The organism is Novosphingobium aeonii (genome assembly GCF_052279045.1).
Lineage (GTDB): Bacteria > Pseudomonadota > Alphaproteobacteria > Sphingomonadales > Sphingomonadaceae > Novosphingobium.
This window is the reverse complement of sequence record NZ_CP176833.1, coordinates 1794012-1819365: the sequence shown is the minus strand read 5'-3', so window position 1 is coordinate 1819365 and position 25354 is coordinate 1794012. Positions and strand designations below refer to the sequence as shown.

Below are 25354 nucleotides of genomic sequence, written 5' to 3'. Positions count from 1 at the left end.
CAAGATCGCATCGGCCCGATAGCATCCGGCTTCCAGTTGCAGGGGGTATGGGCGATGCGGTCGAAGTTCCTTTCGGGCCTGACGGTCATGAGCGCGGCTCTGACGGCCATGCCCGCCTTTGCGCAAAGCGTGCCGACAGCGCCGCCGGTTGCGGAGAAGAAGCCCTATCAGGTGCCCTCTCCCGGCGGCCCGCGCGAGGATGACTATTACTGGCTGCGCGACGATACCCGCAAGAACGCCGAGATGCTCTCCTATCTCGCCGCCGAAAACGCCTGGACCGATGCGCAGATGGCGCGGCTCAAGCCGTTGGCGCAGAAGCTTTACGAAGAGACCGTCTCGCATATCAAGCAGGACGACAGCTCCGTTCCCTATGACGACAACGGCTGGTCCTACGCCCGCCGTTTCGCCGCGGGCGCGGATTATCCGGTGAACGAACGCCGCAAGGCGGGGACCACCGGCGCCTGGCAGGTGCTGTTCGATCAGCCCGCCATGGCGAAGGGGCACAGCTTCTTCTCGCTCGGCGACTTCGCGGTGAGCGACGACAATACCAAAGTCGCCTGGGCGGAGGATACCGTCGGTCGGCGGCAGTATGTCCTGCGGGTCAAGGACATCGCGACCGGCAAGGTCATGAGCGACACCGTCGGCAATGTTGAACCCAATCTGGTATGGAGCGGGGACGGGCGCACCGTGCTCTATATCGCCAAGGATCCGGTGACCCTGCGCGGCTATCAGGTGAAGGCCCATGTGCTCGGCACCGCCCCGGCGAGCGACCGGCTGCTCTACGAGGAGAAGGACGACACCTTCCAGATGGGCATCCTGCGCACGCGGGACAGCAAATACGTCTGCGTGGTGGTGCAGAGCACCGTCAGCGACGAGCAGCGCTGCGCGCCTGCGGCCTCGCCCGCCCCGGCCGCCTTCACCACCATCGCCCCGCGCGAGAAGGAGTTCCGCTACTCCGCCGAACACCTCGGCGATCGCTGGGTGATCCGCACCAATCGCGGCGCGAAGAACTACAAGCTGGTGACCCTTGCAGATGCCGGGGCGGCGAAGGGCGAGGCTGCTTGGAAAGACCTCGCTCCCGCCAGCGACACCGTCTTCATCGAGGATTTCGCGCCGTTCGAGGGCTTCGTCGCCATCGACCAGCGCGAAGGCGGCAACCGCATGATCCGCCTGCTGACCGATGCCGGAAAATCGATCCCGGTCGAGGCCGGCGAGCCTGCCTACCGGATGGCGCTAGACGTCAACAGGGTGCCGTCCTCGCGCTGGGTCCGCTATACTTACGGTTCTCTCGTCACGCCGACGACGACGATCGAGATCAATGCCGGAACCGGCGAGAAACGCGTGCTCAAGGTCACGCCGGTGCCGGGCTACGATCCCTCGAAATACGTGACCGAGCGGGTCTGGGCTACCGCGCGGGACGGAACCCGGGTGCCGGTGTCGCTGGTCCATGCCAGGGGCGTGAAGCGAGACGGCACTGCCCCGCTGTTCCAGTATGCCTACGGCAGCTACGGCTATTCGACCGATCCGGCGGTCGATCCTTCGCGGATCGGGATGCTGGACCGGGGCGTGGTTTATGCCATCGCCCATATTCGCGGCGGGCAGGAAATGGGGCGCGGCTGGTACGACGACGGGCACCTGCTGAACAAGAAGAACACCTTCACCGACTTCATCGACGTGACCCGCTATCTCGTGGCGCAGGGCTACGGGGCGAAGGGCCGGGTGGCCGCGATGGGCGGCAGCGCGGGCGGGCTGCTGATGGGCGCCGTCGCCAACATGGCGCCGCAGGACTACAAGGCGATCGTCGCGCAAGTGCCGTTCGTGGACGTGGTGACGACGATGCTCGACGCTTCGATCCCGCTCACCACTTTCGAATACGACGAATGGGGCAATCCCGCGGTCCAGCCCTATTACGACTACATGCTGAGCTATTCGCCCTACGACAACGTGACCGCGAAAGCCTATCCCTCGCTGTTCGTATCGACCGGGCTGTGGGACAGCCAGGTCCAGTACTACGAACCGGCCAAGTGGGTCGCGAAGCTGCGCGCCACCAAGACCGATGCCAACCCGCTGCTGTTCCGCATCAACATGGAGGCCGGGCACGGCGGCAAGTCGGGCCGGTTCGAACGCTACCGCGATTCGGCGGAATGGACGGCTTTCGTGCTGGACCAGCTCGGCGTTCCCCAATGAGCAGCGCGCGCTTTCCTTGACTCCTTGCGGGCGTTCGCTTAGGGGCCATCGTTTACCGATCCACCAGATTTCATACGGAGTGCCCATGGCGCGCGTTACCGTCGAAGATTGCGTCGACAAGATCCCCAACCGCTTCGATCTGGTCCTGCTGGCCGCACAGCGTGCACGCGAGATTTCGGGCGGTGCCGAACTCACCATCGAACGCGACCGTGACAAGAACCCGGTCGTCGCCCTGCGCGAAATCGCGGAGCAGACCGTGACCCCGGCGGTCCTCAAGGAAACGCTGGTCACCTCGATGCAGCGCGTTCTGCCCGACGACGACGACGAGATGGACGAAATCGGTTCGCTCAGCCAGTCGGCCGAAGCCCTGCGCATCACCGCGTCGGCTCCGACCCGCAATACCTCGCTGGGCGGCGATTACGACGGTTGATCTTGCGCGTTCCCGGTTGACGGATAGCCGCTGACCGGCAACCATCGTTCAGGTGGTTGGCAAGAAACACAAGTTGCCCCGGATAGCCGGGGCTGCCGGCGGGCCGGCCCCGAAAGGGGCGCGGCCCGTTGTTGCGAGTTCGCGGCACGAACGCGCGCCCGGCGCCACGATCGCCATCTACAGCGTCAAGGGCGGGGTCGGGAAGACGACTTTCGCGGCCAATCTCTCATGGTGTGCGGCGCAGACCGGGCGGCGCACGCTGCTGTGGGATCTCGATGCGGCGGGAGGTTCCGGCTTCCTCTACGGGCTGGAGCCGGGACGCTCGGGTCTCGCCGAAGAGGTATTTTCGCGCGATCGCCCGGCATCGCGGCTGATCCAGCATACCGCGTGGGAGAACATAGACGTCCTCCCCGCCGATGAAAGCATTCGTGCGCTCGATGCCCAGCTCATGCGGATCGGCAAGCGCAAGCGGCTGGCGAAACTCGCCGGGGAGCTTTCGGAAAACTATGAGCGCATCGTGCTCGATTGTCCTCCGGTCATGAACGAACTTTCGGCCCAGGTCGTGCGCGCGGCCGACCTGGTGATCGTGCCGCTGCCGCCATCGCCGCTTTCGGCGCGGGCCTTCGAACTGGTAGTGCGCGAGATCGCGGGCAATACCCGCCGCCATCCGCCGATCCTGCCGGTGCTCTCGATGCTCGACTTGCGCCGTGCGCTGCACAAGCAGGCGCGCGAGACGAACCCGAACTGGCCCTCCATCCCCTATGCCAGCGCGGTCGAACAATGCGCCGTGCAGCGCCAGCCGGTGGGCGTCCATGCACCGCAGAGCCCCGCCGCGCAGCAGTTCTCCCGCCTGTGGGGCGCGATCGAGGCGAAGCTGGCCGAACGCGCGGGCTGAGGGCTCTTGCGGAACCGCTGTTCAGCGGCGGCGCAAAAGGGTAGATTTCCCGCGCTTCAGGGGGAATGCATGAACGAGATCAGCGAAAGTCTGGCCGAAATCGGGCAGGGCGGCCTCATCGCGAACGCGGCCGAGCCGCACCGGGACGCGGGCGACACCGGCCATACGCATGAAACCGCGTGCCTCAATTGCGGCACGGCGCTGATCGGTTCGCACTGCCATGCCTGCGGACAGGCCGCCCACGTCCACCGCAGCCTCGGCGCGTTCTTCCACGACCTGCTGCACGGCGTGTTCCATTTCGAGGGGCGGATCTGGCGGACCCTGCCGATGCTGCTGCGCCGTCCGGGCCGGCTGACGCGCGAATATATCGACGGCCGCCGGGCAAGCTATGTCTCGCCGATCGCGCTGTTCCTGTTCAGCGTGTTCCTGATGTTCGCGGTGTTCCATGCGGTGGAGGATCACGAGACCATCGCCGCCGCACCTGTCGAGAGCGGAGACTTCGAGACGGCGGTAACGGCCGGCCAGCAGAAGCTGGACGGGTTGAAGGCACAGCGCCGGACGCTGCGCGCGCAAGGCAGCGATACCGCCGAGGTCGAGCGGCGGATCGACGAGCAGCGCCAGGCGCTCGAAGTGCTGAAGGAGACGCGGGCGGCAGTTGCGGGGAATGGCGGCGAACAGCATTTCAGCGATATTCGCCCGCTCGACAAGGCTATCGGCAAGTTCCGCAAGAACCCCGAACTCGCGGCCTACAAGCTCCAGACTTACGCCTACAAGTACAGCTGGGCGCTGATCCCGATCTCGGTTCCGTTCCTGTGGCTGCTGTTCCCGTTCAGCCGCCGGTTCCATCTCTACGATCACACCGTCTTCGTGACTTATTCGCTCTGCTTCATGACCCTGCTGGTGATCCTGGGCATGGCGCTTCAGGCAGCCGGGGCGGGCTTCGTGGCAGGCTTGCTGTTCTTCGTGCCGCCGTTCCACATGTATGCACAACTGCGCGGCGCCTATGGGGTGGGCCGCTTCGGCGCGATATGGCGCACGGTGCTGCTGGGCTGGTTCGCCTCCACCGCGCTACTGCTGTTCTTCATCATGATCATGGCGCAGATCAGCCTCTGATACCTGCCTCGCCCTGCGGGCAGCGGCCTGCTAAGGCGCGGGGGTGATGACCAGCCAGCCGAATCCCGCCGCCAGCCCCGAGACCGAGACCGAACCCGATTTCGTCGTCGTCGACGTGGAGACCGCCTGTTCGCGGGTCAGCAGTATCTGCCAGATCGGCATCGTCGGCTTTCGAAACGGGCGGGAGACTTTCGCCTACGAAACGCTGGTCGACCCGCGCGACGAATTCTCGCCGTTCAACGTGGGCATCCATGGCATCAGGCCCGAGCAGGTCGTGGGCCAGCCCTGCTTCGGCGATATTCACGCCGCCGTCACCGGGCATCTGGCCGGGCGGATCACCGTTGCCCATTCCCACTTCGACAAGGGCGCGCTTGCCGCAGCCTGCCGCATCGGCGAACTGCCGGAGATCGAGACGCGCTGGCTCGACAGCGTGCGCGTGGCCAAGCGGGCCTGGCCCGAGCTTCCCAGCCACCGGCTCAATATCCTGACCTCGTTCCTCGGTATCGAGCACCGCCATCACGACGCGCTGAGCGATGCGCGCGCGGCCGGCATGGTGATCGTCCGTGCCATCGAACATACCGGTCTCGGGCTTGACGGGTGGATGACCGCCCCGGCCAGGAAGAAGATCGAGGTGCCTCAGCCCGCCACAGACGGTCCGCTCTCGGGCGAACGTGTCGCCATTCTGGGAGAGCCGCGCGACGGCCCGCTGGCACAGTTCGTGGCGCGGGCGGGCGGGCGCGTGGTGGCATCGGTGGGGATGACCACGACGATGCTGGTCGTCAGCACGAAGAACCCCTACGGCCGCTGGGTCCGCGCCGCGCCCCAGCACCGCAAGGCGCAGGAACTGCGCGATGCGGGCCGGCCGATCGCCATCCTGACCGAGGGCGATTTGCGCAGCAGGTTCTGATCGGGCGGCCCCGGCAAGGACCGGGGCGGACGCCGTTTCCCGGTCAGGCGGCTTCGCGTTGCAGCCAGCCGCGCAGCAGGAAATTGGTCTGCTCGGGATGCTCCAGCGCGGCCATGTGCCCGCAAGAGCCGATCTCGTGATAGCTCGACGTGGCGATCCGCTCGTGGATTTCGCGGGCGTGATCGGGCGGGGTTATGCGGTCGCCGTCACCGACGACGATCATCGTCGGCACCTTGATCCGGCTCAGGCCCTCGAGCGAATCGGGACGGGTCATGATCGCGTGCTGCTGGCGGATGAACGCCTCGCCGCCGACGCGTGACGCCATGGCGCGCATCTCGTCCGCGACATGGCCTTCGGTGTGATCGGGATGGACCAGATCGCCGAGCAGCTTGCGGGTGACGCCAAGGAACTTGCCGCGCTGGAGCGAGGCGATGCCCGCCTTGCGTTGCAGGGTGCGTTCCGGCGTGTCGCTGCGGGCGCTGGAGTTGATGAGCGCGAGGCGGCTCACGCGTTCCGGCGCGCGGCGCATGATTTCCAGCGCGACATAGCCGCCCATCGACAGGCTCACCAGCGAGAAGCGGCGCGGCGCGGCGGCCAGCGTGCGTTCGGCCATGGCGCCGATCGTGTCGTCCAGCGTGAGGTCGGCGACCATCGGCGCGGCGACATCGGCAAGGCTGCGGATCTGGCGGCTCCAGAGGGACTGGTCGCACAGCAGGCCGGGCAGGAACACCACGGGTTCCAGCGCAGGCGCGGCGCAGGTTTCCACCTGCCGCTCGTCAGTCATGAACCAGTCGGCACGGGCCTGCGTGCCGGTTTCCTCAATTGCCAGAGTCGCCATATCAAATCTCCTGAGCCCGAATTGGGCTTGTGATCGTCATCTGTCCAATTCATGATGATGGCGATCTTGATATGTTTTAGGTATGATGTGGAACTCCGGCATATTCGCTACTTCCTCGCCGTGGCCGAGGAGCGCCATTTTACCCGCGCCGCGCAGCGCCTGGGCATCGGGCAGCCGCCGCTCAGCCACCAGATCAAGGATCTGGAGCGTGAAGTGGGCACCCCGCTGTTCCACCGCATTCCGCAAGGCGCCGAACTGACCGAGGCCGGGCGGGCCTTCGAGGAGCGGGTTCGCGCGATTCCCGGCATCGTTGCCGAAGCGGTGAGCGCCGCGCAGCGGGCCGCGGCAGGGGAAACGGGGCGGATTCGCGTGGGCTTCACCGGATCGGCGGCGTTCAACCCGCTCGTGCCGCAGGCGATCCGCATCTACCGGCGGCGCTTTCCCGAGGTGGAGCTGAGCCTGACCGAGCACAATTCCAACGGTCTGGTGGAAGGGCTCGGGGACGGTTCGCTGGACGTGGCGTTCCTGCGCCCCGATGCCGTGGACAAGACCGGCCTGCGCCTGTTCCATCTGGCCGACGAACCCCTGATCGCGGCGCTGGCCTCTTCGCGAATGCCGCATGGCGATCCGATCCGGCTGGAGCAGCTTGCGCTCGATCCGTTCATCCTCACGCCGCGCGCGCTTGGTCCCACGCTGTTCGATGCCACGCTGGAGGCCTGCCGAAGGGCCGGGTTCGATCCGGTGATCGGCCAGTCCGCGCCGCAGGTGGCGTCCGTGCTGGCACTGGTGGCGGCGGAACTGGGGGTGGCGCTGGTGCCGCATTCCATGCGCGACGCCTCGTTCAGGGGCGTGACCTATCACGACCTCGAAGGCGACATGCCGACCGCGACGCTGGCGCTGGCGATCCGCAGCGACGAGCGCGCCGCGACGGTCAGCGGCTTCGTGGCGGAAGCCCGCTTTCCCAGCGAGCCGGACGGAGGCTGAGGATCAGCGCACGCGCACCTTGCGCGCCTGCATGAGCGTGAGCGCGATCATCAGCCGCGTGGAATGGATCGCGCCATCCAGCAGGGTGCCGCGCGGCTCCGCGCAGGCGAGCGTGACGGGGCGAAGTTCAGGCCCTTCGAGCAGGCTGACCATCAGCCGTTCGTCGGATGAGAGGCGGTGCGCAAGGCCCAGCCGCATCGGACGGCCCAGCGCGGCTTCGAAGAGCAGGCAGAAACTGTCGATCACCGGCGCGAGCATGGCGCAGTTGAACAGATCGAGCCGGGCGGCGAGGCTGGGCTGGGCATGTTCGCCATCCTCGCGCGCACTGCGCCAGCACCGGGCGATGTCGACCAGCACGCTGGCGGGAAGGGTGCGGCGGGCAAAGGCGGGCTTGAAATCCTGCAGGGGCTCGGGATCGCCCGGAACGGAACTGCCGGAGCAGGACGCGCAAGGCACGGGAACGGAAAAATGAAAGGACATAACGGGGCACTCCAGGTCGCACCATTATGCTAATGCAAATCATTCGCAAATAAAAGCCCCGAAGCCGTCGTCCCGGCGCTGGGCGCGCACGGGCCGGCTTGCCGGGCTGAGCCCGCGCCCGATCGGCCCGCACCGACCGGCGCGGGTAACGGCAGGCACATCCCCGCCGTCACCCGCGGCCCCGGTCCTGCTATCGGCCCAACCCCGCGATCCCGCCGGGCCGGGCGCGCTCAGGGGCGAAAGCCGCCCGAAGGCCGTTGGCCGCCCGGAGGCGCGGTGAAGAACAGCTTGCGGAACGTGAGCTGGAACGCCCGGCCCACCGGGTCGAGGTAATAGGGCGAATAGGCGTAGGGCGTGTCGCCGTTGCCGTCGCGCACCTTCTGGCGGGAGTCGAGCAGGTTGGAGACCGAGAACGTCACACGCGCGCCGCGCAGGAACGGGATCTTGTCCACCAGCTTGGGTTGCTGGCCGAGATCGGCGAAGAGCCGCAAGTCGAACTTGGCGAAATCGTCGAAGCGCAGCTTGGTCGCCGCATAGCCGTCCACGCCGTCCACCGTGGTGCCGCTTTGCCAGCTTCCGGTCAGGCGCATTCCGAGGCCGCTCTGCGAATAGCCGGTCTGGAGTTCCAGCTTGTGGCGGGGCGTGCCGCCGCTGCTAGCGCCGATGGTGCCGCCGTTGAGGAGATCGATCTCCGGCTGCCCATCGCGCAGCACGACGCGGTCGGAGAAGACCCAGGTGTGGTAGAGCGAGAACGTCATGCGTCCGCCGCGCCCGCCGCCGGGCCCGCCGAAGCCGCGCGGACCGCCGCCTCCGCCCGGACCGCCGAAGCCGCCGCCGGGGCGACCGCCGCCTTCACCGCCGCCGCCGCCCTCGCCGCTGCCGCCGCTGCCGCCGTTGCCGCCCCCGGTGCTGCCAGGTCCGCGCGTGCCGGCATCGGTGCCGGTGGCGGCGCCGCCCTGCTGGGCCGCGGCGTTCTCGCCTTCGCCCTGCGGCGGCGGGCCGCCTTCGCCGCCTTCCCGGCCAGCCCCGTCCCTGCCCATTCCGTCCCTGCCGGGGAACCCGTTCGGGAAGCGGCGCTGGAAGCTCTCGCGCATGGCGTCGATCTGGGATTGCGGGGTCTTGAGCGTCTTGGTGAAAGTGATCCCCATGCGCAGCTGCGACTTGTCCTCGCTGGCGATGTTGATCGGGCGCAGGTCCACCGAGACGAGATTGCCATCGGCATCGCGGGTGAAGCGCTCGGGGAAGGCCGCGACCACGCCGGGCGTCGCGCCGGGCAGGGCGACGACCTGGTTACGCTGCCAGGTGCGGTTGTAATCGAGGTTGAGGGTGATGTTCGGGTCGTTCAGCCGGAACGTGCCGCCAAGCCGCAAGTTGCGCAGGCGCGAGCCTTCGAGGTCGGGGTTGCCGCCGGTCAGCGCGGTGACGCGGACCGACTGGCCGGTCGTATAGTCGAACAGGTCGAAGTTGGCGGTAGAGATCACCGCGTCGCCCAGCTGTGCGGCGCTGGGCGCGCTCTGGTCGTCGCGGTAGGCGGCGATCAGGCTGAAGCGGTTGGTCGGGCTCCAGTTGAAGCCGCCCCCCAGCGTGCGCAGGGTGCCGAAGTCGCCGATCTGGCGCACCGCCGCGTTGGCGTTGATCGACATGCGCCCGGCGCCGGGGAACAGCGGCACGCCCCGGCTGCTGAGCGGGATGTCGATATTGACCGACGCCTCGCCCTGATCGCGGTCAACCCCGGTGTCGCGGTCGATGCCGAGCCGGGTCACGGTGCTGTCGGACCGGTCGAAAGTGCCGCCGAGCTTGAAGGTCGTGGTGATCCCGCCGGCGGGCATCTGCAGCGGCGTGGTCGTTGCCACGAAGTTCAGGTCGACGCTGTCGGTGCTGTTGCGGGTCTGGTTGGGAGCCTGGAAATCGAGGAATTCGCTCGCGATCGACAGGGAGGGATCGGCGAGCGGATCGCCGGCGGCCACGGCGGCGGCATAGTCGGCCAGGTTGAGCGGGCGCTGCTGGATCGAGCGGGTGTCGGTGCGGTCGTAATTGCCGGTGACCGTCCACTGCCACTTCTGCGTGGTGCCGTTGAGCGTCAGCCCGAGGTGGCCGGTCTGCTTGCTGTTGGTGTTGGTCAGCGGCGAGAGGCCGTCCACGGTGGGCAGGAACGTCTCGTCCTCGGCCCCGCTGGCGTAAGGCGTGCCGCCCGGGATCGTCACCGAGGACAGGGCGCTGCCGCGCAAGGCGCGGCTGTCGGTCGTGGTCAGCTCGCCGTTCACCGTGGCCAGCCAGACGTGGGAGAGCGGCTTGGCCCAGGTGCCGGTGAGCGTGAAGGCCTGCGTTTCCGGGCGCAGCGTGCGATTGCGGCCGTCGCCGCCGCTGGTGGCAAGGCCGCGCTGGGCCTCGGTGATGGAATTGGCCTGCGAGTAGTTCACGTCGAGGTTGAGCCGCTCGCCCCGGCGGATCGCGAGGAAGTCCGCCTTGGGATTGACGCTCAGCCCGTCCCCCTGGGTGCCGAGCTTGGCGCCGCCTTCGAGGGTATAGGCGCGGAACCGCTGGCGCAGCACGATGTTGACGACCTTTTGCGTGGCGGCATAGCCATACTTGAGAGCGACTTCCTCGGGCAGGATCTCGACCCGCTGGATCGCTTCGGTGGGGATCGTGCCGACTTCGCGGAAGCTGGCGATGCGGCGTCCTTCGAGCAGGACGACGGGCGAACCGCCGCCCGCGCTTTCGGTTTGCGGGGCGAGTTCCTCAAGCAGTTCGGTGACGCTGGAAACGCCAAGGGCGCGCACGTCGCCGGCATCGAAGGTCACTTCGGGGGCGATGTCGCCGATTACCGAGCCGCGCGGCTTCTGGCCCGAGACGACGATCTCGTTCTCCTCGCCGGGTTCCTCGGGCGTGGATTGCGTGGACGTGGTGGCCCCGGTGGAGCCTGACTGGGCATAAGCGGAAGCACCGGGCCACGCGAACAGGGCAGCCGACGCCATCAGGCCGAAACGAAATCGCACCACTTCGAAATTCCCTCATCTTGTTTTGCCATCGCCATGACAAACTTCGCGCTTTTTGGGGCGTCGCAATTTGTATTAATTGGTGACAGCTTCGCACCATTGTCGCGCCGAAGAACCGGGCGGCGCGCCGGCGATGCAATTCCAGAGATTTACAGAAGATGAGCAGTTGGCCCGCCTGCATGCCCTAGCGCGTGCCGGTCACCCGTTCGCGCGTCACTTCGGCCACGGTGGCGCAGCCGAGCTGGGCCATCGCCGCTTCGAGTTCGGTGCGCAGCAGGTGAATCGCATGGGCGACGCCCGGCATCCCCGCCACGGCGAGGGCATGAAGCTGCGGGCTGCCGAGCAGCACCGCGCGTGCACCCAGCGCCAGCGCCTTGACCACGTCGGTACCGGAGCGGAAGCCGCCGTCCGCCAGCAGGGGCACGCGGCCCCCGGTTGCCCCGGCCACATCCTCGATCACGTCGAGCACGCTGGGCAGCCCGTCAAGCACGCGGCCGCCATGGTTGGAGACGATGAGCCCGTCTGCGCCCATGTCCACCGCGCGGGCGGCGTCCTCGCCCAGCACCATGCCCTTGACCAGCACGGGAAGCGAGGTGGCATCGCGCAGCCAGGCGAGGTCTTCCCAGCGCGGCGCGGTATCGGCGAGCGGGGTGCCGAACAGGATGCGCCCGCCCAGCGTTGCGGTCTGCCGTGGCAGCGGCATCCCTGCGAGGTTCGCCGCCGAGACGCCGGGCGGCAGGGTCATCCCCGAAAGCTTGATGGCGGCATCGATGGTGAGCACGATCGCCTCGTATCCCGCCGCCTCGGCGCGGCGGACGAGGGCGAGGCTGTGTTCGCGGTCCGGCTGGAGATAGAGCTGGAACCAGAGCGGCGCGGTTTGCCGGCCCAGTTCGCGGGCAAAGGAGCGGGCGGCTTCGGCGATCTCCTCCAGCGGCACGCTGGACAGGGTGCTGACAATCGTGCCGGTATCGAGCGCGGTGGCGGCGCGCACCACCGCGAGTTCGCCGTCGGGATGGGCAAGGCGCTGGTAGGCCACCGGAGCCATCATCAGCGGCGCTGCGTGGCTGCGGCCGAACAGGTCGATGGCGGTGCCGCCGCCGCGCAGGTCGGCCATGGCGCGCGGAAGCAGGGCCCGGCGCGAGAAGGCCTCGCGGTTGGCGCGCAGGGTCTGTCCGGTGCCCGAACCTTCCTCGATATGATGCCACGCCTCGGCGGAAAGATGGGCGGGGGCGCGGCGTTCGTAATCGGCAAGGCTGCGCAGGTCGGGCGGGATCTGCGTCAGCGCGGGAAGCGGCGCGTCGCTCACGTCACCGACCACTGGCGCAGCAGGTTGTGGTAGACCTGCGTGAGCGTGTCGATCGAGCCATGTTCGGGATGGTCGCCCGCGATGCCCTGTATCGCGCCGTCGAGTTCGAGCAGCAGGCGGCGGCGCTCGGGCGCGGCGACGAAGCTCTGGGTCCAGAAGAACGAGACGAAGCGCGTGCCGCGTGTCACCGGCTCCACGCGGTGGAGGCTGCTGCCGGGATAGACCACCAGATGCCCGGCGGGAAGCTTGACGGTGTGGCTGCCGAACATGTCCTCGATCACCAGTTCGCCGCCGTCGTATTCGTCGGGATCGCTGAGGAACAGGGTGCTGGAGATGTCGCTGCGCAAGTGTTCGCCGGTGCCGGGGATCGGGAAGATCGCGTTGTCGACGTGGTTGCCGTAGTGGCCGCGCCCGGCGTAGCGGCTGAAGCGGGGCTGGAGCACGCGGCTCGGCAGCGCGGCGGCGATGAACAGCGGCGTCTGCATGAGGCGGGCCAGCACGCGGTCCGCAAGCTGCTGCGCCAGCGGATGGCCCAGCGGAAGCTGCTCGTTGTCCTTGACCTGCGCGGCGCGATGACCGGCGGTGGCGCGGCCGTCCGCCCATTCGGCGCCTTCCAGCGCCTCTCGGAATGCGCGCACTTCGTCGGCGGAGAAAAGTTCGGGAATTTCTATGACCATGGGCGCTCTTCTTGCCGAGGACGGCGCTCCTGACAATGACTCGCATCAAAAAGAGAAACCGGGACTCGCATCAAAAAGAGAAACCGGCGGGCGCCCTGATGCGCGCCCGCCGGCCGTTGGGAGAGGTTTTCCCGCTTACATCTTCGCGGTGAGGGTCAGGACCGCCGAGCGGGCATCGCCCGGGGTGGCCCAGCCGTTGTTGCGGATGCGCTGGTAGTAGAGCTTGTTGCCGATGTTCTTGACGTTGAGCTGCGCCGAGAGGTTGGGGCTGAAGTCATAGGACAGGAAGCCCTGGTGGATCAGGTAGTCGTCCGAGGAGATCGCCTTGACGGCGGCTGCTGTCGCGGTGGCGGGAACGGCGGCGGAAAGCAGGAACTTGCCCTGATAGGTGAAGCCGTAGCCCAGCGTCAGGCCGAACGGCAGGCGGTAGGTCGTGAACAGGCTGGCCGAATGCTTCGGGGTCTGGGTCAGGTACTGGCCGGCACCCGGATTGGGGTTGGTGGGCGTGTTGGTGCAGGTGCGCGTGCCGGTGACGGCGCCGGGGTTGGCAAGGCAGTAGTCCGACACCGACTGGAGCAGCTTGCTCTTGAGGTAGGTGTAATTGGTCGTGATCGACCAGTCGGGCGTGATCTTGCCGCTGGCCCCCAGCGCGATGCCGTCCACCCGCGACTTGCCGTCGAGCTGCTGGTTGGGAACGGCGGGATCGCCCGAGATCACGGCGTACTTGTCGCGCTCGTTGCGGAATGCCGCCGCCGTCAGCAGCAGGCCGCCGTCGAACAGTTCGGCCTTGGCGCCGATCTCGTAGTTCTGGGCGCTTTCCGGGTTCACGTTGCAGGTCGAGGTGGTGGCGCCGTTCTCGCCCGCCGTGGTGCAGGAACCGTTGACCGAATTCTTGGAGGGCGTGCGCGAATTGCCATAGGCCGCATAGAGGCTGACCGCCTCGACCGGCTTGTAGTTCAGGCCGACGCGGTAGGAGAACAGCGTGTCGGCACTGCGCGTCTCGGTGCCCGGCGTGACCTGGCCCTGCGTCACGGTGGACGTGGTGGAGGCGGCGATGGTGTCGGCGCGGGTCGTGCCGACGTTGCGCTCGATACGGGCGCCGGCGCTGAGTTCCAGCTTGCCCAGCTTCATCGTGTCGAACAGGTAGGCGGCCACGTTGGTCTGCTCGCCCAGCGTGTGGCCGGTGCGGATGAAGTTGACCGGGCCGGTGTAGAGGTTGCTGCCGTACGTGAACCCGGTCGGACCGGTCACGACATCGTTCGGGTTGTCGATGTTGATGAGCGGAAGCGTGACCGAAGTGCCATCGGCATTGCGCAGCGAGTTGCCGTTGTTCAGGTCATACTTTTCCCAGGTGGCCGAGCCGCCCAGATCGATGGTGTGCTCGATCGCGCCGGTGTTGAACACGGCCTTGATGTCGAACTGGTCGAACAGCAGCTGGTTGCGGATGTCGCGCGTGGTGCCGCGGGGGCCTGAAGGCTGATAGTAACCGGCCGGCACAGTGCCGCAGCTGCCGCCGGTCGGCGTCACGCCGGTGGTCAGGCAGTAGGTCCCCTGCGGCGGATTGACCACGGTAAGCTGGCGCGAATCCTGCCAGCGGGCGAGATTGCGGATCGAGACCGTGTCGCTGAACGCATGATCGAAGATCGCGGTCATCTGGTCGATGTTGATGCGTTGCTTGTCGACGTTGCGATAGCCGAAGTAGTCGCTGCGGTGAACGCCGGGCACGGTACCGCTGTAATAGGGCACGCCGTACTGCGGGACGTTGTCGTCCTCCTGGTGGAAGTACTGGAGCGTCAGGCTGGTCGGGCTGTCGATGCCGATGGTGACGGAGGGCGCCACGCCCCAGCGCTTGTAGTCTTCCACGTCGCGGCCGGGCACGTCGTTGCGGTGCCACATGCCGTTGAGGCGGAAGGCGACGAGGTCGTTCACGCGCTTGTTGAGATCAACGGTGGCGCGGTAATAATTGTCGGTGCCGACGCCGGCCGTGGCGACATAGGCATCATCGGCCTTGGGGCGCTTGCTGACGATGTTGATGTTGCCGCCGGTCGAACCGGCGCCGGAAACCACCGAGTTCGCGCCGTTGGTGACTTCGATCTGCTCAAGGTTGAACGGATCGGTGCGCGTCACCTGCGCGCTGTCGCGCACGCCGTCGATGGTGATGTCGTTTGCGGCGCTGTAGCCGCGGAAGGTGATGTTGTCGCCGGGGCCGGTGCCCGCTTCGCCCGCGCCGAAAGTGATGCCGGGGACGGTGGAGAGCACGTCGCGCAGGGTCAGCAGGTTCTGCTGCTCGATCACTTCGCTGGAAAGCACGGTGATGGTCTGCGGCGTATCGAGCACGGGGCGGGTGCGCTTGGGGGATTCGAGCTTGCGGCCGGGCTGCTCGTCAATCGCGGAATCGCTGACGGTGACGCCGCCGAGCACGCGCTGGCCGTCGGACTGCTGGGCATGGGCGGGGGCAACGCTGAACACGGGCGCGATGCAGGACAGCGCAAGGAACGTGCGGCGCGCAGCCGAGGACGAAGGCTTGGAAGACATAATTCCCCTCATGTTTGGAATTCCCTTGGTGGCTCCGATAATGAGAGTCATTCGCATTCGCAATATACTTTGTTACAAGTGTAACGCTTATGTTGCAAAATCGTCGGGGCGGGGGTGTCAGGGGGGCGGTAAGGCCGGTCAGGGCGCGACGAGGAGGGCGGCAAGGGCCGGACTGATCCATTCCTCGATCCGGCCCTCGCCGTGGTCTCCCGCGCGGCACAGCGCGCGAACCGCCAGATTCTCGCAGATGGCCCGTTCGCGCATGGCCTCGGGCGGCTCGACACAGAGCGCAGTGGCCCAGGCATCGGCCAGCATGGCGCTGCGATGGACCACGCTGACGGCCATGGCATGTTCCACGGGCAGGGCGCTGCGCGGGTCGATGGTGTGGCGGCCGCGCACATAGTCTCCCGAGGTCGCCACGGCGAGCTGGTGCAGGGCGATGCGGAAGGGCGGAATATCGCAGGTCGGCGTTTCGAGATCGACCCACCAGGGATCGCCGTCCGGCTTCATCCCCGAACCGACGAGCTCACCGCCGATCTCGACAAGGAAATGGTTGCAGCCCCTTTCGCGCAGCAGCGCGGCAAGGGCATCAACGGCATGGCCCTTGGCGATGCCGGAAAGGTCCAGCCGCAGGCCGCCGGGCTGGAGCAGGCGGTGGCTGTCGGCATCGAAAGTCAGCTTCCGCCAGCCGGAAACGGCACGGGCCCCGGCAAGCGCGTCTGCACTCGGCGGCGCCGCGACCGGGACGGGGCCGTAACCCCAAAGATCGACGATGGCGCCGATCGCGGGATCGAAGGCGGCATCGGTCACTTCGGCGATGGCAAACCCCGCTGTCATGACACCGGCAAAGGCGGGCGGCAGCGAGATCCACGTTCCCGCCGCAGCGCGATTGAACCGGCCGAGCACCGAGTCCGCCCGCCAGTGACTCATCTGGGCAAGAATATCCTCGAGCCGGGCCTCGATCGCCTCGACGATCGCGTCCCGGTCGAAGTTTTCGGGCGCCGCCAGGCGGAGACGCCAGGTCGTTCCCATGGTCTCCCCGCCGAGGTCGATGACCGGGGCGTCCTGTCGCCAGTCGGCAAGGACGCCCGGATCGATGTCGAGCGGCACGGCCAGTCGCAAGGGGGAGGCCAAGGGAGGCTTGGTGTCGTTCAGGTCGCCTTAGGTGCCGTTCAGGGCGCGACCACTTCGACGGTGGCGGTGTAGCTCATGCGGCGCTCGGTCGCGCGCTTTTCGCTGGGCTTGTTGTCGCTGGCGCTGGCGTTGATCCAGTACATTCCGGCGACCGGCCACTTGACGTGGAGCACGCCGTCGGCGCCGGTCGTCAGTTCCTGGGCCTGTTCGGCCTCGCGGTACTTCTTGCTGCCGGGAACCACGGTAACCTTGACGCCGGCGGCGGGCTTGCCGTCGATCAGGAAGCGGAACTGCCCCTCTTCGTTGGACACCAGCTCGTCCGGGTGCGTGATCGGATCGATTTCCAGGCCCTTGCCGGTGGGCGTGAAGACGGTCTTCGTCGGCGCATCGGCGGTCACGTAGATGTAGTTGCCGGAAATCGATTCGGTCAGCTTCACGTCGGTGGCATTGGCCGGAATGTCCGCCACGGTTGCGACACTGCGCACCGGCGCGCCGCCCGGGCCTCCGGGACCGCCCGCGCCGGGCGCCCCTCCGGGGCCGCCTGCACCGGGGCCGCCTGCACCGGGACCGCCGGCGCCCATCGGGCGGCCGCGTCCGCCCAGGCGCCAGTCTTCGCCGTTCACCTTGAAGCTGCCCATGATCGCCGAGCGCTGGGTGCCGATCTTCCAGGTGCCGGGCTTGTCGATCTTGACGTCGAACGTCGCGCGGTAGCGGCCGGTGGCCGGGTTCTCGATCTTGCCTTCGCTGCCGTCAGGAGCCCAGACGGTGACCTGTTCGGGGCTCATCGGGAAATGGTCAGGATAGAACAGATCGTTCGATACCGCCGCATCGACGGTCACGTATTCGCTGGTGCCGGCGAGCGTGGTGGTGGACGGCAGGAGCCACTGGCGGTGGGCCGAAGCGGGCGAGGCAAGAGCGGCGGCCACGGCGGCCGAGGCGATCAGGATATGGCTGTAGCGCATGTCATGTCCTTGAAAAATCGTGAATGTTCGAGAATTCGAGATCAGCGGATGGTGATCGCACCCAGTTCGGAACTGCCCGATGCCGAGCCGGCCTTCTTGACGGGAACGGTGACCGGAACCGAGACGAGTTCGCGCCCACCGGTTTCACGCGCGGCTTCCACCTTGAAGACATACTGACCGGCCGGGAGATTGGCGGGCAGGGTGATCTGGTAGGTGCCGGGCGCGCGGGTGGCGCCGCTCAGGCCGTCTGCGGGCAGGTTGAGCGAACGGCCGCCCTTGCGCCACCAGGTGCGCAGGTCCGCCAGCCACTTCGTGCCGGGCTCGCGGCCGGCCTTCTTGACGTCGTACCACACGAAAACGGTGCGGGCTGGGCCGCCGGCGGCCGGTTCGAGCCAGCCGACGACGTAGGGACGATGGTATTCCGCGACGTTGATGCGCGGGATCGTCACGCTCACGGTCGCCGCGGCAGCCGGGGTGGCGATGGTCCCGGCGACGAGCGCCGGGGCCAGAAGTGGAAGCGCTGGCAGTACCTTCGATGTCGTCATCGGTGCCTTCTTGTCTCAGTGGATGAATATCAGGGCGATCGCGAGCGGGATCAGCAGGCTCAGCCCGACCAGCGGCCAGGTCGAGGGCCGATGTCTGGCGTGAAGCTGGAGGAGGAACAGGCCTGTCACCGTGAACACGACGCAGGCCGCCGCGAAGAGATCGATGAACCAGAACCACACCGAGCCGGTGTTGCGGCCCTTGTGCAGGTCGTTGAGGTAGGAAACCGTGCCGCGATTGGTCACTTCGGCGGAAATCGCGCCGTTGGAACGGTCGATGCTGACCCATGCGTCGCGGCCCGGGCCGGGCATGGCGACATAGACCTCGTCCTCGGCGGACCAGTCCGCCGGGAAACCGGCGGGATCGAGGGGAACGGCGGCGGCCACTGCCCTGGCGACATTGGCGGGAAGCGGCGCGGTGCCGTCTCCGGCGGGGGGCAGGCTACGCAGGAGGCCGGGCGCGATCTTGCCTTCGCTCTGTACCACCTTGGGTTCCGCGCCGATCGATGCCGCATGGTTGAGCGTGATGCCGGTGATGGCGAACAGGAACATTCCCGCAAGCGAAACCGCGGCGCTCACCCAGTGCCAGGTGTGAAGCTGCTTGAGCCAGAAGGCGCGGGCCTTCTTGTTCTTCTTCTTCGCGGGAGCGCGGCGGGCGGCGGCAGGACGCACGGTTTGCCCGGGATCTGCAGGCGGTTCTGTCCGCGCAGCAGGCGGTGCACGGTCCGCCCCATCAAGCACATCGAGACTTTCGCCGTTACCGCCCAACTTGCACGTTTCCCTTGGTCTACGGGAGTCGCGCAAAAGCGATGCGGAATCGAGTCCCGGCCCCCTGTGCCGCTGCCATTATCGCAAGTGCGAATGCCTCGCAATAACAAAGCGCAAATCGAGGTGAAGGGATCGTGCAAGCGGCGAATGCCGCCGGATGCCGAACTGGCTTCCGGCGGCAGGTCTGCCGACAAGCGCCCAGGGTGGGACTTTGCGCGTGCCGGCAGGATGTCGGGGATCAGCCCCCGACGGTGAGCATCACCGCACCGCGAGCGGGGACCGTGTAGCTTGCGGGCAGTTTCGCGGCCTTGACCCCGGTCCACAGGTCTTCGACCTGCGAGATTGCGGCCAGACCGGCATCGGCAGGTGTCAGAGAGAGCGAGGCCGCGGTCTCGCCGCGGTTGAACAGGGCCAGGGCAACGCGGCCGTCTGCCAGCGGCTTGGCCCAGACTTCCATCGAGCCCGCCTTGCGCACGGCCTTGCCCTGGACGCCCCTGGCATCCTGATCTACGGCGATGACGCGCCTGTTGGTCAGCATCGCCAGCGTTTCGGCACTGGTTTCGCGCAAGTCATGGCCCATCATCAGCGGCGCGGCGGACATGGCCCAGAGCGTCATGTGCGTGCGGTATTCGTCCGCGCTCATCCCGCCGTTGCCGACTTCGAGCATGTCCGGATCGTTCCAGCCATGCGGCCCGGCCCAATCGGGTTTGCCGTTTTTGTCGAAGCCGATTTTGGCCATTGTCGGATAGTCGTCGGTGATGTCGCCGGTCGTGCGCCACAGCTGGCCGCCGACGTCGCGGCCCCAGCTTCCCACGTCGAAGCGGCCATATTCGCAGAGCGAGAAGATGAACTCGCGCCCCGTCGCCTGAAGGGCGGCGCCCATTTCGTAGTAGCTGCGCTTCACGGTATCGGCATCGGCATAGAACCACTCGCCCGAGCACAGGTCGTACTTCAGGTAGTCGAAGCCCCATTCGGCATAAGTCTTCGCATCCTGCGCGACGTGGCCGTAGCTGCCTTCGTAGCCGGCGCAAGTGCGCGGCCCCTGCGAGGAGTAGATGCCGATCTTCAGCCCCCTGGAATGGACATAGTCGGTCAGCGCCTTCATGTCCGGAAACTTCTCGTTGGGCTGTAGCACGCCATTGGCGTCGCGCTTGCCCTGCCAGCCATCGTCGATGTTGATGTAGAGGTAGCCGGCATCGCGAAGGCCGGTAGAGACCATGGCATCGGCCTGCGCGCGCACGGTCTTGTCATCGATGTGCTCGGCGAACTTGTTCCAGCTGCTCCAGCCCATCGGCGGGGTGGCGGCCAGCCTGTTGGGGATCGGCGTGCCGAGCGGGGGCAGTGCGGCGAACTGGAAGGCGCGCGCCCTGGCGTCCTTCGCCTTGCCCTTGTAACCCTTGCTGTCGACCTCGGATTCCCAGATCCTGCCCTTGAGATGGGCCTGCCCGCCTTCAAGCGCGACGCTCCACGGGCGGGTAAGGTGCTCCTTGTCGTTGAGGTTGCGGGCCTCGAACTTCAGTTCGCCGTTCTCGACGCGCGGGTTCATCATCTCGACCGGGCCGTACCATTTGGTGGTTACGGTGCCGGCGATCTTGCCGCCCTTCGAGGTGACTTCCATCATCGTCACGCCCGGCGTGGGCGGGGTGTCGTCGAACAGCCAGACGCCGTCGTAGGCGGTCTTGGCAAGGGCAGGCGCAGCAGGCGAAAGGGCGGTGCCAAGCAGGGCGGCAGCCAGCACGAGGGCGCGTTTCATCGCGATCTCCTTGGGATCGGTATCGTTACGGGTGAAGGGAGCGGCAGCCCGGCCGTGTCAGGCCACTGCCGCCGCCGCCTCGCGTCCGGCTTCGCTGCGGCTGCGGCCGTAGAGGAAGTAGACGAGGAGGCCGATCACGTTCCAGGCGCCGAAGCGGACCAGCGTGCTCTCGGGCAGGCTGAACAGCAGATAGGCGCAGCCCAGGATCGTCAGCGTACCGACGACATAGGGCTGCGGGCAGCGGAACAGGCGCTTCAGCTCCGGCGCACGGCGGCGCAGGATCATCAGGCACGCGCCGACCGAGATGAAGGCGATCAGGGTGCCGGCATTGGCGAGTTCCGCGATCTCGTCGAGACGGAAGATACCGGCGACGACCGCGATCGAGATGCCGGTCATCAGCGTGATGCGGGTGGGGGCGCCGGTGCGCGGGCTGATCTTGGCGAGGCTGCGCGGCAGCAGGCCGTCGCGGGCCATGACGAAGAACACGCGGCTCTGGCCGTACATCATCACGAGGATAACGGAAGGCAGGGCGAGCACGGCGGCAAAGGCGATCAGGTGCGCGGCAACCGGCTGGCCGAGCTGGCGCAGCACGAGGGCGAGCGGTTCGGGCGAGTTGGCAAGCTGCTGGAAGGGCAGGGCACCGATCGCGGTAATCGCAACGGCCATGTAGATCGCGGTGCAGACGACCATCGAGCCGATGATGCCGATGGTAAGGTCGCGGCCGGGGTTCTTGGCTTCCTCGGCCGAAGTGGCGACCGCGTCGAAGCCGTAGAAGGCGAAGAACACGATGGCGGCGGCGGCCATGACCCCGCGCTTCTGCCCTTCCACTTCGGTGCTGCCGAAGCCGTAGGGCATGAAGGGTTCAAGGTTGCCGCCCTGGAAGGCGGGCAGCGCCATGACGACGAAGATCGTGAGCGCGACGAGCTTGATGATGACCAGCACGATGTTGAGCGTGGCGCTTTCGCGGGTGCCGGCGATCAGCATGCCCATGACGGCCAGCGCCACCAGCACGGCAGGCAGGTTGACGATGCCGCCGCCGTGCGGGCCGACCAGCAGCGCGTGGGGCAGATGGATGCCCGCCGACTGGATCCAGCCGACCAGATAGCCGGACCAGCCGACCGCGACGGTGGAGCAGGCCAGCGAATATTCGAGGATCAGGCTCCAGCCGACGATCCAGGCGATGGTTTCGCCCATGGCGGCATAGGAGAAGGTGTAGGCGCTGCCGGCGGCGGGGATCATCGTCGCCATTTCCGCGTAGGCAAGCGCGGCGCAGGCGCAGACCGCGCCGGCGATCGCGAAGGCGAGGATTACGGCCGGTCCCGCGCGTTCCGCGCCGACGCCGGTCAGGGTGTAGATGCCGGTGCCGACGATGGCGCCGACGCCAAGGGCGATCAGGTGAGGCCAGCTCAGGGTCTTGGCCAGGGAATGCCCGGAGTCGCGTTGTGAGAGTTTTTCTATCGATTTACGCGGTCCGAGCATGGATCCCCCTGGTTATGGTCTCAGCCGGTTGTCTGGCTGGCGGTAAAATGAGCGCGCAAGTCGTCAAGCGTGCTGGCGATGTGCTGGGTGAGCAGGCCCTGCACCTTGTCCGCCTCTCCGGCGAGCCAGGCATCGAGCAGGTCACGGTGTTCCATATGCGCGCGGTCGCCGCGGCCCGCCGGTTCGAGGTGGGCGATCACATAGCGTTCGGCGAGCACTTCGAGGCGCTCGACAAGCTGCGTGGTAAGCAGGCGCTTGCCCGGGCGGACCAGGGCGACGTGGTATTCGCGGTTGCGCACGGCAACGTCGCTGAGATTTTCCTTGGCCGCGGCGTCAAGCACTTCGAAGGCCTTGATCGCGGCCTGCCGGTCGGCATCATCGGCCTTGGTGCAGGCATAGGCTGCGGCGGCGGGTTCGGTCGCAAGGCGCAGGAGATAGATCTCTTCGGCCTGATCGCTCGACATCGGGCGGACGAACCAGCCGCGATTGGCCTGGCTGGTCAGCAGACCCTCATGTTCGAGCCGCGCCAGCGCTTCACGCAGCGGGATCTTGCTCACGCCCAGTTCTGCGGCCAGCGCATCCTGCCGGACCGGCTCCATCACGGGGAGCTTTCCTTCGACGATCCTTTCGCGGATCACGTCGAAAATGCGTTCAGCAAGGGTGCGGACGACGATTGTCACCAATGAATCTCCATACAACTCTCGACGGCGCGATACGCCTTCGATCTAACGTATACGGTAGATGATCCCAAATGACGCTGCAATGCGACCTTTTCCGACCAGCGATTGCGTTTTGTTAATCGCGACCCTTCACCGCCCGGGCGAACCGGGACGTTGTGATTTCGGTGGATCGAGACGTTCATGGCGCGGTGCAAAGCCTTGTGCGGACGGGCGGTGATTGATATATGGTATACGATATAGTCTGACTTATGCAACGGAGTTTTTGTGGGGTCCATTGGAATTGTCGGTGGCGGGGTGGTCGGGCTCTGCACGGGCATCGAATTGCTCGAAGCAGGGCACCAGGTTGCGCTTGTCGATGACGATACCGAGGGCAAGGCGGCATCCTGGGGCAACGCGGGGCACATCGCGGTCGAACAGGTGGAACCGCTTGCCTCCATGGACATGGTGCGCAGCCTGCCGCAGCGCCTGTTCCTGCGCGGCGGACCGCTGGGCTTCCCGCCTGCCGCCATGGCGGAATGGGTGCCTTTCGGGCTGCGCCTGCTTGCCGCCGCCCGTCCTGCGCGGTTCCGCAGGGGCTGCGAGGCCCTGGCACCGCTTCTGGCCGGCTCGATGCCTGCGTGGATTTCGATGACCGAGCGCATCGGGGCGCCGGAACTGCTTCGCCAGGATGGCCATTTCGTGCTCTGGCACGGGGAAAGCGCCGCTCGCGAAGGCCGTGCTTCATGGCAGGCGGCGGAAACCGGTGCCGCGCAAGTGCATGAGGCGACACCGGCCGAACTGGCGATGCTGTCCGGTCTCGGCAAGCAGCCGGTAGCCGGCGCGATCCGTTTCTCCGGTAGCGGCCAGATCGCGGACCTCGGCGATTTGCGGACTGCCTTGCGAAAGGCTTTCGCCGAGCGAGGCGGTACTTTCGTGGCCCGGCGCGGGGAACTGCGGGTGGCGGGAGGCCGCGTCGAGATCGGCGGTGTCGATGCCGAGCAGGTGCTGGTCTGTGCGGGCGTGCGCTCGCGCGAGCTGATGGAGCATCTCGGCCACAAGGTGCCGATGATCGCCGAACGCGGCTATCACGTCCGCGCCGATGCCGGCGTGTGGGCTGCCGACCTGCCGCCGGTGGTCTTCGAGGAACGCTCGATGATCGTCACGCGCTATCGAAGCGCAGTGCAGGCGGCGAGTTTCGTCGAACTCGGGACGGTCGATGCGCCTGCCGATCCGCGCAAGTGGGAGCGGCTGGAGCGCCATGTCGCGGAGCTTGGCCTGCCCATCGCCGGGCCGTTCCGCCGCTGGATGGGCTGCCGCCCGACCCTGCCTGACTATCTTCCCGCCATCGGCCGCTCGACGAAGGCATCCAATCTCTTCTATGCCTTCGGTCATCAGCACCTAGGGCTTACACTTGCGCCGATCACGGCGCGGCTGGTCTCATCGATGGTCGCGGGCAAGCAGCCGGAGCTGCCGCTCGCGCCGTTCGATATCCAGCGCTTCGCATAAAGGAATAACGACATGATTGGCGGATCGACCGCAGAGATCGAACTGGCCGGGCTCGAAGCCTTGGCCGACCGCGCCCCGGCCATCGCCGTGGCCGAGCGCGAGGCGCGGATGGCACGCGCGGCGGAACTGACTGACCGGCTCGGCGCCGATGCGTTGCTGGTCAATGCCGGAGCCTCGCTGCGCTACTTCTCGGGCCTGCCCTGGGGGCAGACCGAACGTCTTGTCGCCATGCTGCTCGTCCCCGGACGCAAGCCGATCATGATCTGCCCGCATTTCGAGATCGGCACGCTGGAAGCCGATCTCGCGATTCCGGTGGACATCCGTTCGTGGCAGGAAGACGAAGATCCGGTCGCACTGGTGGTTCGGGTGCTTGCGGAAATCGGCGCGAAGACGGTGGCGATTGACCCGGAACTGCCGTTCCACTTCGCCGAGCGCATCCGGCAGGGCGGTTCGGCCAGGCCGGTCGATGCGATGCCGGTCATCAAGCAGTGCCGCATGGTCAAGTCCGCCGCGGAACTTGCGCTGATGCAGCAGGCCAAGAACATGACCCTGCTGGTCCATCAGGCTGCCGCGCGCATCCTGCGCCCCGGTATCCGCCAGAGCGAGGTGGTCCACTTCATCGATGCCGCGCATCGCAAGCTCGGCGCCAGCGGGTCGAGCTTCTGCATCGTCCAGTTCGGTGAGGCGACCGCCTATCCGCACGGGCTTCCGGGCGACCGCGAGCTGAAGGAAGGCCAGCTCGTGCTTGTCGACACGGGCTGCACCATCCAGGGCTACCATTCCGACATCACCCGCACTTACGCTTTCGGCGATGTCTCGCAGGATATCCGCCGCATCTGGGACATCGAGAAGGAAGCCCAGCAGGCCGCCTTCGACGCCGTGCGTCCCGGCGAGCCTTGCGAAGCGGTCGACTATGCCGCGCGTGTCGTGCTCGAAAAGGCCGGGCTGGGGCCTGACTACAACCTGCCGGGCCTGCCGCACCGTACCGGCCACGGCATCGGCCTTTCGATCCACGAACCGGCCTATCTCGTGCGCGGCGACAAGACGCCTCTGGAGCCGGGCATGTGCTTCTCCAACGAGCCCATGATCGTGGTTCCGCAGAAGTTCGGCGTGCGGCTGGAAGATCACATGTTCGTTACCGAGACCGGCGCGCAGTGGTTCACGCAGCCGCAGGTCGCCATCGACCGTCCGTTAGCGCAATAG

At 67.0% G+C, this 25354-nt stretch carries 21 protein-coding genes; 8 read left to right on the top strand and 13 right to left on the bottom strand.

The annotated features are described in order from the left end of the window. Window positions 1-54: 54 nt before the first annotated feature. The 5 genes from ACLIMP_RS23395 (at window position 55) to ACLIMP_RS23375 (ending at window position 5532) form a co-directional block, all read left to right on the top strand. A complete protein-coding gene (locus tag ACLIMP_RS23395; RefSeq protein WP_443478469.1) occupies window positions 55-2187 on the top strand; it encodes a S9 family peptidase in 2133 nt (710 codons plus the stop codon). An 85-nt stretch (window positions 2188-2272) separates the two neighbouring features. Then, window positions 2273-2617 (top strand): DNA-directed RNA polymerase subunit omega, encoded by a 345-nt coding sequence (gene rpoZ, locus ACLIMP_RS23390; protein ID WP_054436240.1) that lies wholly within the window; start codon window positions 2273-2275, stop codon window positions 2615-2617. Window positions 2618-2690: 73 nt separating this feature from the next. After that, window positions 2691-3512: a ParA family protein gene (locus ACLIMP_RS23385; protein ID WP_443478468.1), complete on the top strand. Its 822-nt coding sequence runs from the start codon at window positions 2691-2693 to the stop codon at window positions 3510-3512. Between the two features lie 69 nt (window positions 3513-3581). Then, the gene (locus tag ACLIMP_RS23380; RefSeq protein WP_443478467.1) at window positions 3582-4625 is read left to right on the top strand and encodes a DUF3667 domain-containing protein; all 1044 of its coding nucleotides are present in this window, start codon (window positions 3582-3584) and stop codon (window positions 4623-4625) included. A gap of 46 nt (window positions 4626-4671) precedes the next feature. After that, window positions 4672-5532 carry an exonuclease domain-containing protein gene (locus ACLIMP_RS23375; protein WP_443478466.1) on the top strand — a complete coding sequence of 287 codons (861 nt, stop codon included), beginning with the start codon at window positions 4672-4674 and terminating at the stop codon, window positions 5530-5532. Window positions 5533-5575: 43 nt separating this feature from the next. On the opposite strand, the gene ACLIMP_RS23370 is transcribed toward ACLIMP_RS23375, so the two are convergent. Then, the gene (locus ACLIMP_RS23370; protein WP_221937278.1) at window positions 5576-6370 is read right to left on the bottom strand and encodes an alpha/beta fold hydrolase; all 795 of its coding nucleotides are present in this window, start codon (window positions 6368-6370) and stop codon (window positions 5576-5578) included. Window positions 6371-6457: 87 nt separating this feature from the next. On the opposite strand from ACLIMP_RS23370, the gene ACLIMP_RS23365 reads away from it, so the two are divergent. Continuing rightward, on the top strand, window positions 6458-7354 hold the full coding sequence (locus tag ACLIMP_RS23365) for a LysR family transcriptional regulator (protein WP_185999444.1): 897 nt from the start codon (window positions 6458-6460) through the stop codon (window positions 7352-7354). Between the two features lie 3 nt (window positions 7355-7357). Here ACLIMP_RS23365 and ACLIMP_RS23360 read toward each other — a convergent pair whose 3' ends face one another. The 12 genes from ACLIMP_RS23360 to ACLIMP_RS23305 form a co-directional block, all read right to left on the bottom strand. Next, a complete protein-coding gene (locus ACLIMP_RS23360; RefSeq protein ID WP_443478465.1) occupies window positions 7358-7834 on the bottom strand; it encodes a hypothetical protein in 477 nt (158 codons plus the stop codon). A gap of 230 nt (window positions 7835-8064) precedes the next feature. Beyond that, entirely contained in the window at window positions 8065-10833 is a 2769-nt protein-coding gene (locus tag ACLIMP_RS23355) for a TonB-dependent receptor (protein ID WP_443478464.1), read from the bottom strand. A 181-nt stretch (window positions 10834-11014) separates the two neighbouring features. Next, window positions 11015-12136, bottom strand: a complete 1122-nt coding sequence (locus tag ACLIMP_RS23350; RefSeq protein WP_443478463.1) for an alpha-hydroxy acid oxidase — start codon at window positions 12134-12136, stop codon at window positions 11015-11017. Next, the gene (locus ACLIMP_RS23345) at window positions 12133-12813 is read right to left on the bottom strand and encodes a Fe2+-dependent dioxygenase (protein ID WP_443478462.1); all 681 of its coding nucleotides are present in this window, start codon (window positions 12811-12813) and stop codon (window positions 12133-12135) included. The genes ACLIMP_RS23350 and ACLIMP_RS23345 overlap by 4 nt, the downstream gene beginning before the upstream one ends. A 135-nt stretch (window positions 12814-12948) precedes the next feature. After that, window positions 12949-15348, bottom strand: coding sequence for a TonB-dependent receptor (locus ACLIMP_RS23340; protein WP_054435929.1), 2400 nt, complete (start codon window positions 15346-15348; stop codon window positions 12949-12951). A gap of 138 nt (window positions 15349-15486) precedes the next feature. Continuing rightward, the gene (locus ACLIMP_RS23335; protein WP_443478461.1) at window positions 15487-16482 is read right to left on the bottom strand and encodes an FAD:protein FMN transferase; all 996 of its coding nucleotides are present in this window, start codon (window positions 16480-16482) and stop codon (window positions 15487-15489) included. Window positions 16483-16520: 38 nt separating this feature from the next. After that, a complete protein-coding gene (locus tag ACLIMP_RS23330) occupies window positions 16521-17444 on the bottom strand; it encodes a DUF4198 domain-containing protein (RefSeq protein ID WP_443478460.1) in 924 nt (307 codons plus the stop codon). Window positions 17445-17485: 41 nt separating this feature from the next. Beyond that, the gene (locus tag ACLIMP_RS23325; RefSeq protein ID WP_185999448.1) at window positions 17486-17989 is read right to left on the bottom strand and encodes a DUF2271 domain-containing protein; all 504 of its coding nucleotides are present in this window, start codon (window positions 17987-17989) and stop codon (window positions 17486-17488) included. Between the two features lie 15 nt (window positions 17990-18004). Next, window positions 18005-18658, bottom strand: a complete 654-nt coding sequence (locus ACLIMP_RS23320) for a PepSY-associated TM helix domain-containing protein (RefSeq protein WP_443478922.1) — start codon at window positions 18656-18658, stop codon at window positions 18005-18007. 334 nt (window positions 18659-18992) lie between these two features. Beyond that, window positions 18993-20507, bottom strand: coding sequence for a glycoside hydrolase family 27 protein (locus ACLIMP_RS23315; protein WP_292636689.1), 1515 nt, complete (start codon window positions 20505-20507; stop codon window positions 18993-18995). Window positions 20508-20564: 57 nt separating this feature from the next. Beyond that, window positions 20565-21986, bottom strand: a complete 1422-nt coding sequence (locus ACLIMP_RS23310; RefSeq protein WP_443478459.1) for an amino acid permease — start codon at window positions 21984-21986, stop codon at window positions 20565-20567. 20 nt (window positions 21987-22006) lie between these two features. Beyond that, window positions 22007-22666, bottom strand: coding sequence for a GntR family transcriptional regulator (locus ACLIMP_RS23305; protein ID WP_054435932.1), 660 nt, complete (start codon window positions 22664-22666; stop codon window positions 22007-22009). Between the two features lie 264 nt (window positions 22667-22930). Here ACLIMP_RS23305 and ACLIMP_RS23300 point away from each other — a divergent pair, with 264 nt between their 5' ends. Continuing rightward, window positions 22931-24151, top strand: coding sequence for an NAD(P)/FAD-dependent oxidoreductase (locus ACLIMP_RS23300; RefSeq protein WP_443478458.1), 1221 nt, complete (start codon window positions 22931-22933; stop codon window positions 24149-24151). Between the two features lie 12 nt (window positions 24152-24163). Then, entirely contained in the window at window positions 24164-25354 is a 1191-nt protein-coding gene (locus tag ACLIMP_RS23295) for a M24 family metallopeptidase (protein WP_443478457.1), read from the top strand.

Excerpts from the sequence above, each read along its gene's own strand:
- ACLIMP_RS23330 (WP_443478460.1), bottom strand. The coding sequence starts at position 17,444 with ATGCGCTACAGCCATATCCTGATCGCCTCGGCCGCCGTGGCCGCCGCT.
- ACLIMP_RS23345 (WP_443478462.1), bottom strand. The coding sequence starts at position 12,813 with ATGGTCATAGAAATTCCCGAACTTTTCTCCGCCGACGAAGTGCGCGCA.
- ACLIMP_RS23325 (WP_185999448.1), bottom strand. The coding sequence starts at position 17,989 with ATGACGACATCGAAGGTACTGCCAGCGCTTCCACTTCTGGCCCCGGCG.
- ACLIMP_RS23295 (WP_443478457.1), top strand. The coding sequence starts at position 24,164 with ATGATTGGCGGATCGACCGCAGAGATCGAACTGGCCGGGCTCGAAGCC.
- rpoZ (WP_054436240.1), top strand. The coding sequence starts at position 2,273 with ATGGCGCGCGTTACCGTCGAAGATTGCGTCGACAAGATCCCCAACCGC.
- ACLIMP_RS23360 (WP_443478465.1), bottom strand. The coding sequence starts at position 7,834 with ATGTCCTTTCATTTTTCCGTTCCCGTGCCTTGCGCGTCCTGCTCCGGC.
- ACLIMP_RS23370 (WP_221937278.1), bottom strand. The coding sequence starts at position 6,370 with ATGGCGACTCTGGCAATTGAGGAAACCGGCACGCAGGCCCGTGCCGAC.
- ACLIMP_RS23395 (WP_443478469.1), top strand. The coding sequence starts at position 55 with ATGCGGTCGAAGTTCCTTTCGGGCCTGACGGTCATGAGCGCGGCTCTG.
- ACLIMP_RS23340 (WP_054435929.1), bottom strand. The coding sequence starts at position 15,348 with ATGTCTTCCAAGCCTTCGTCCTCGGCTGCGCGCCGCACGTTCCTTGCG.
- ACLIMP_RS23375 (WP_443478466.1), top strand. The coding sequence starts at position 4,672 with ATGACCAGCCAGCCGAATCCCGCCGCCAGCCCCGAGACCGAGACCGAA.
- ACLIMP_RS23310 (WP_443478459.1), bottom strand. The coding sequence starts at position 21,986 with ATGCTCGGACCGCGTAAATCGATAGAAAAACTCTCACAACGCGACTCC.
- ACLIMP_RS23315 (WP_292636689.1), bottom strand. The coding sequence starts at position 20,507 with ATGAAACGCGCCCTCGTGCTGGCTGCCGCCCTGCTTGGCACCGCCCTT.
- ACLIMP_RS23380 (WP_443478467.1), top strand. The coding sequence starts at position 3,582 with ATGAACGAGATCAGCGAAAGTCTGGCCGAAATCGGGCAGGGCGGCCTC.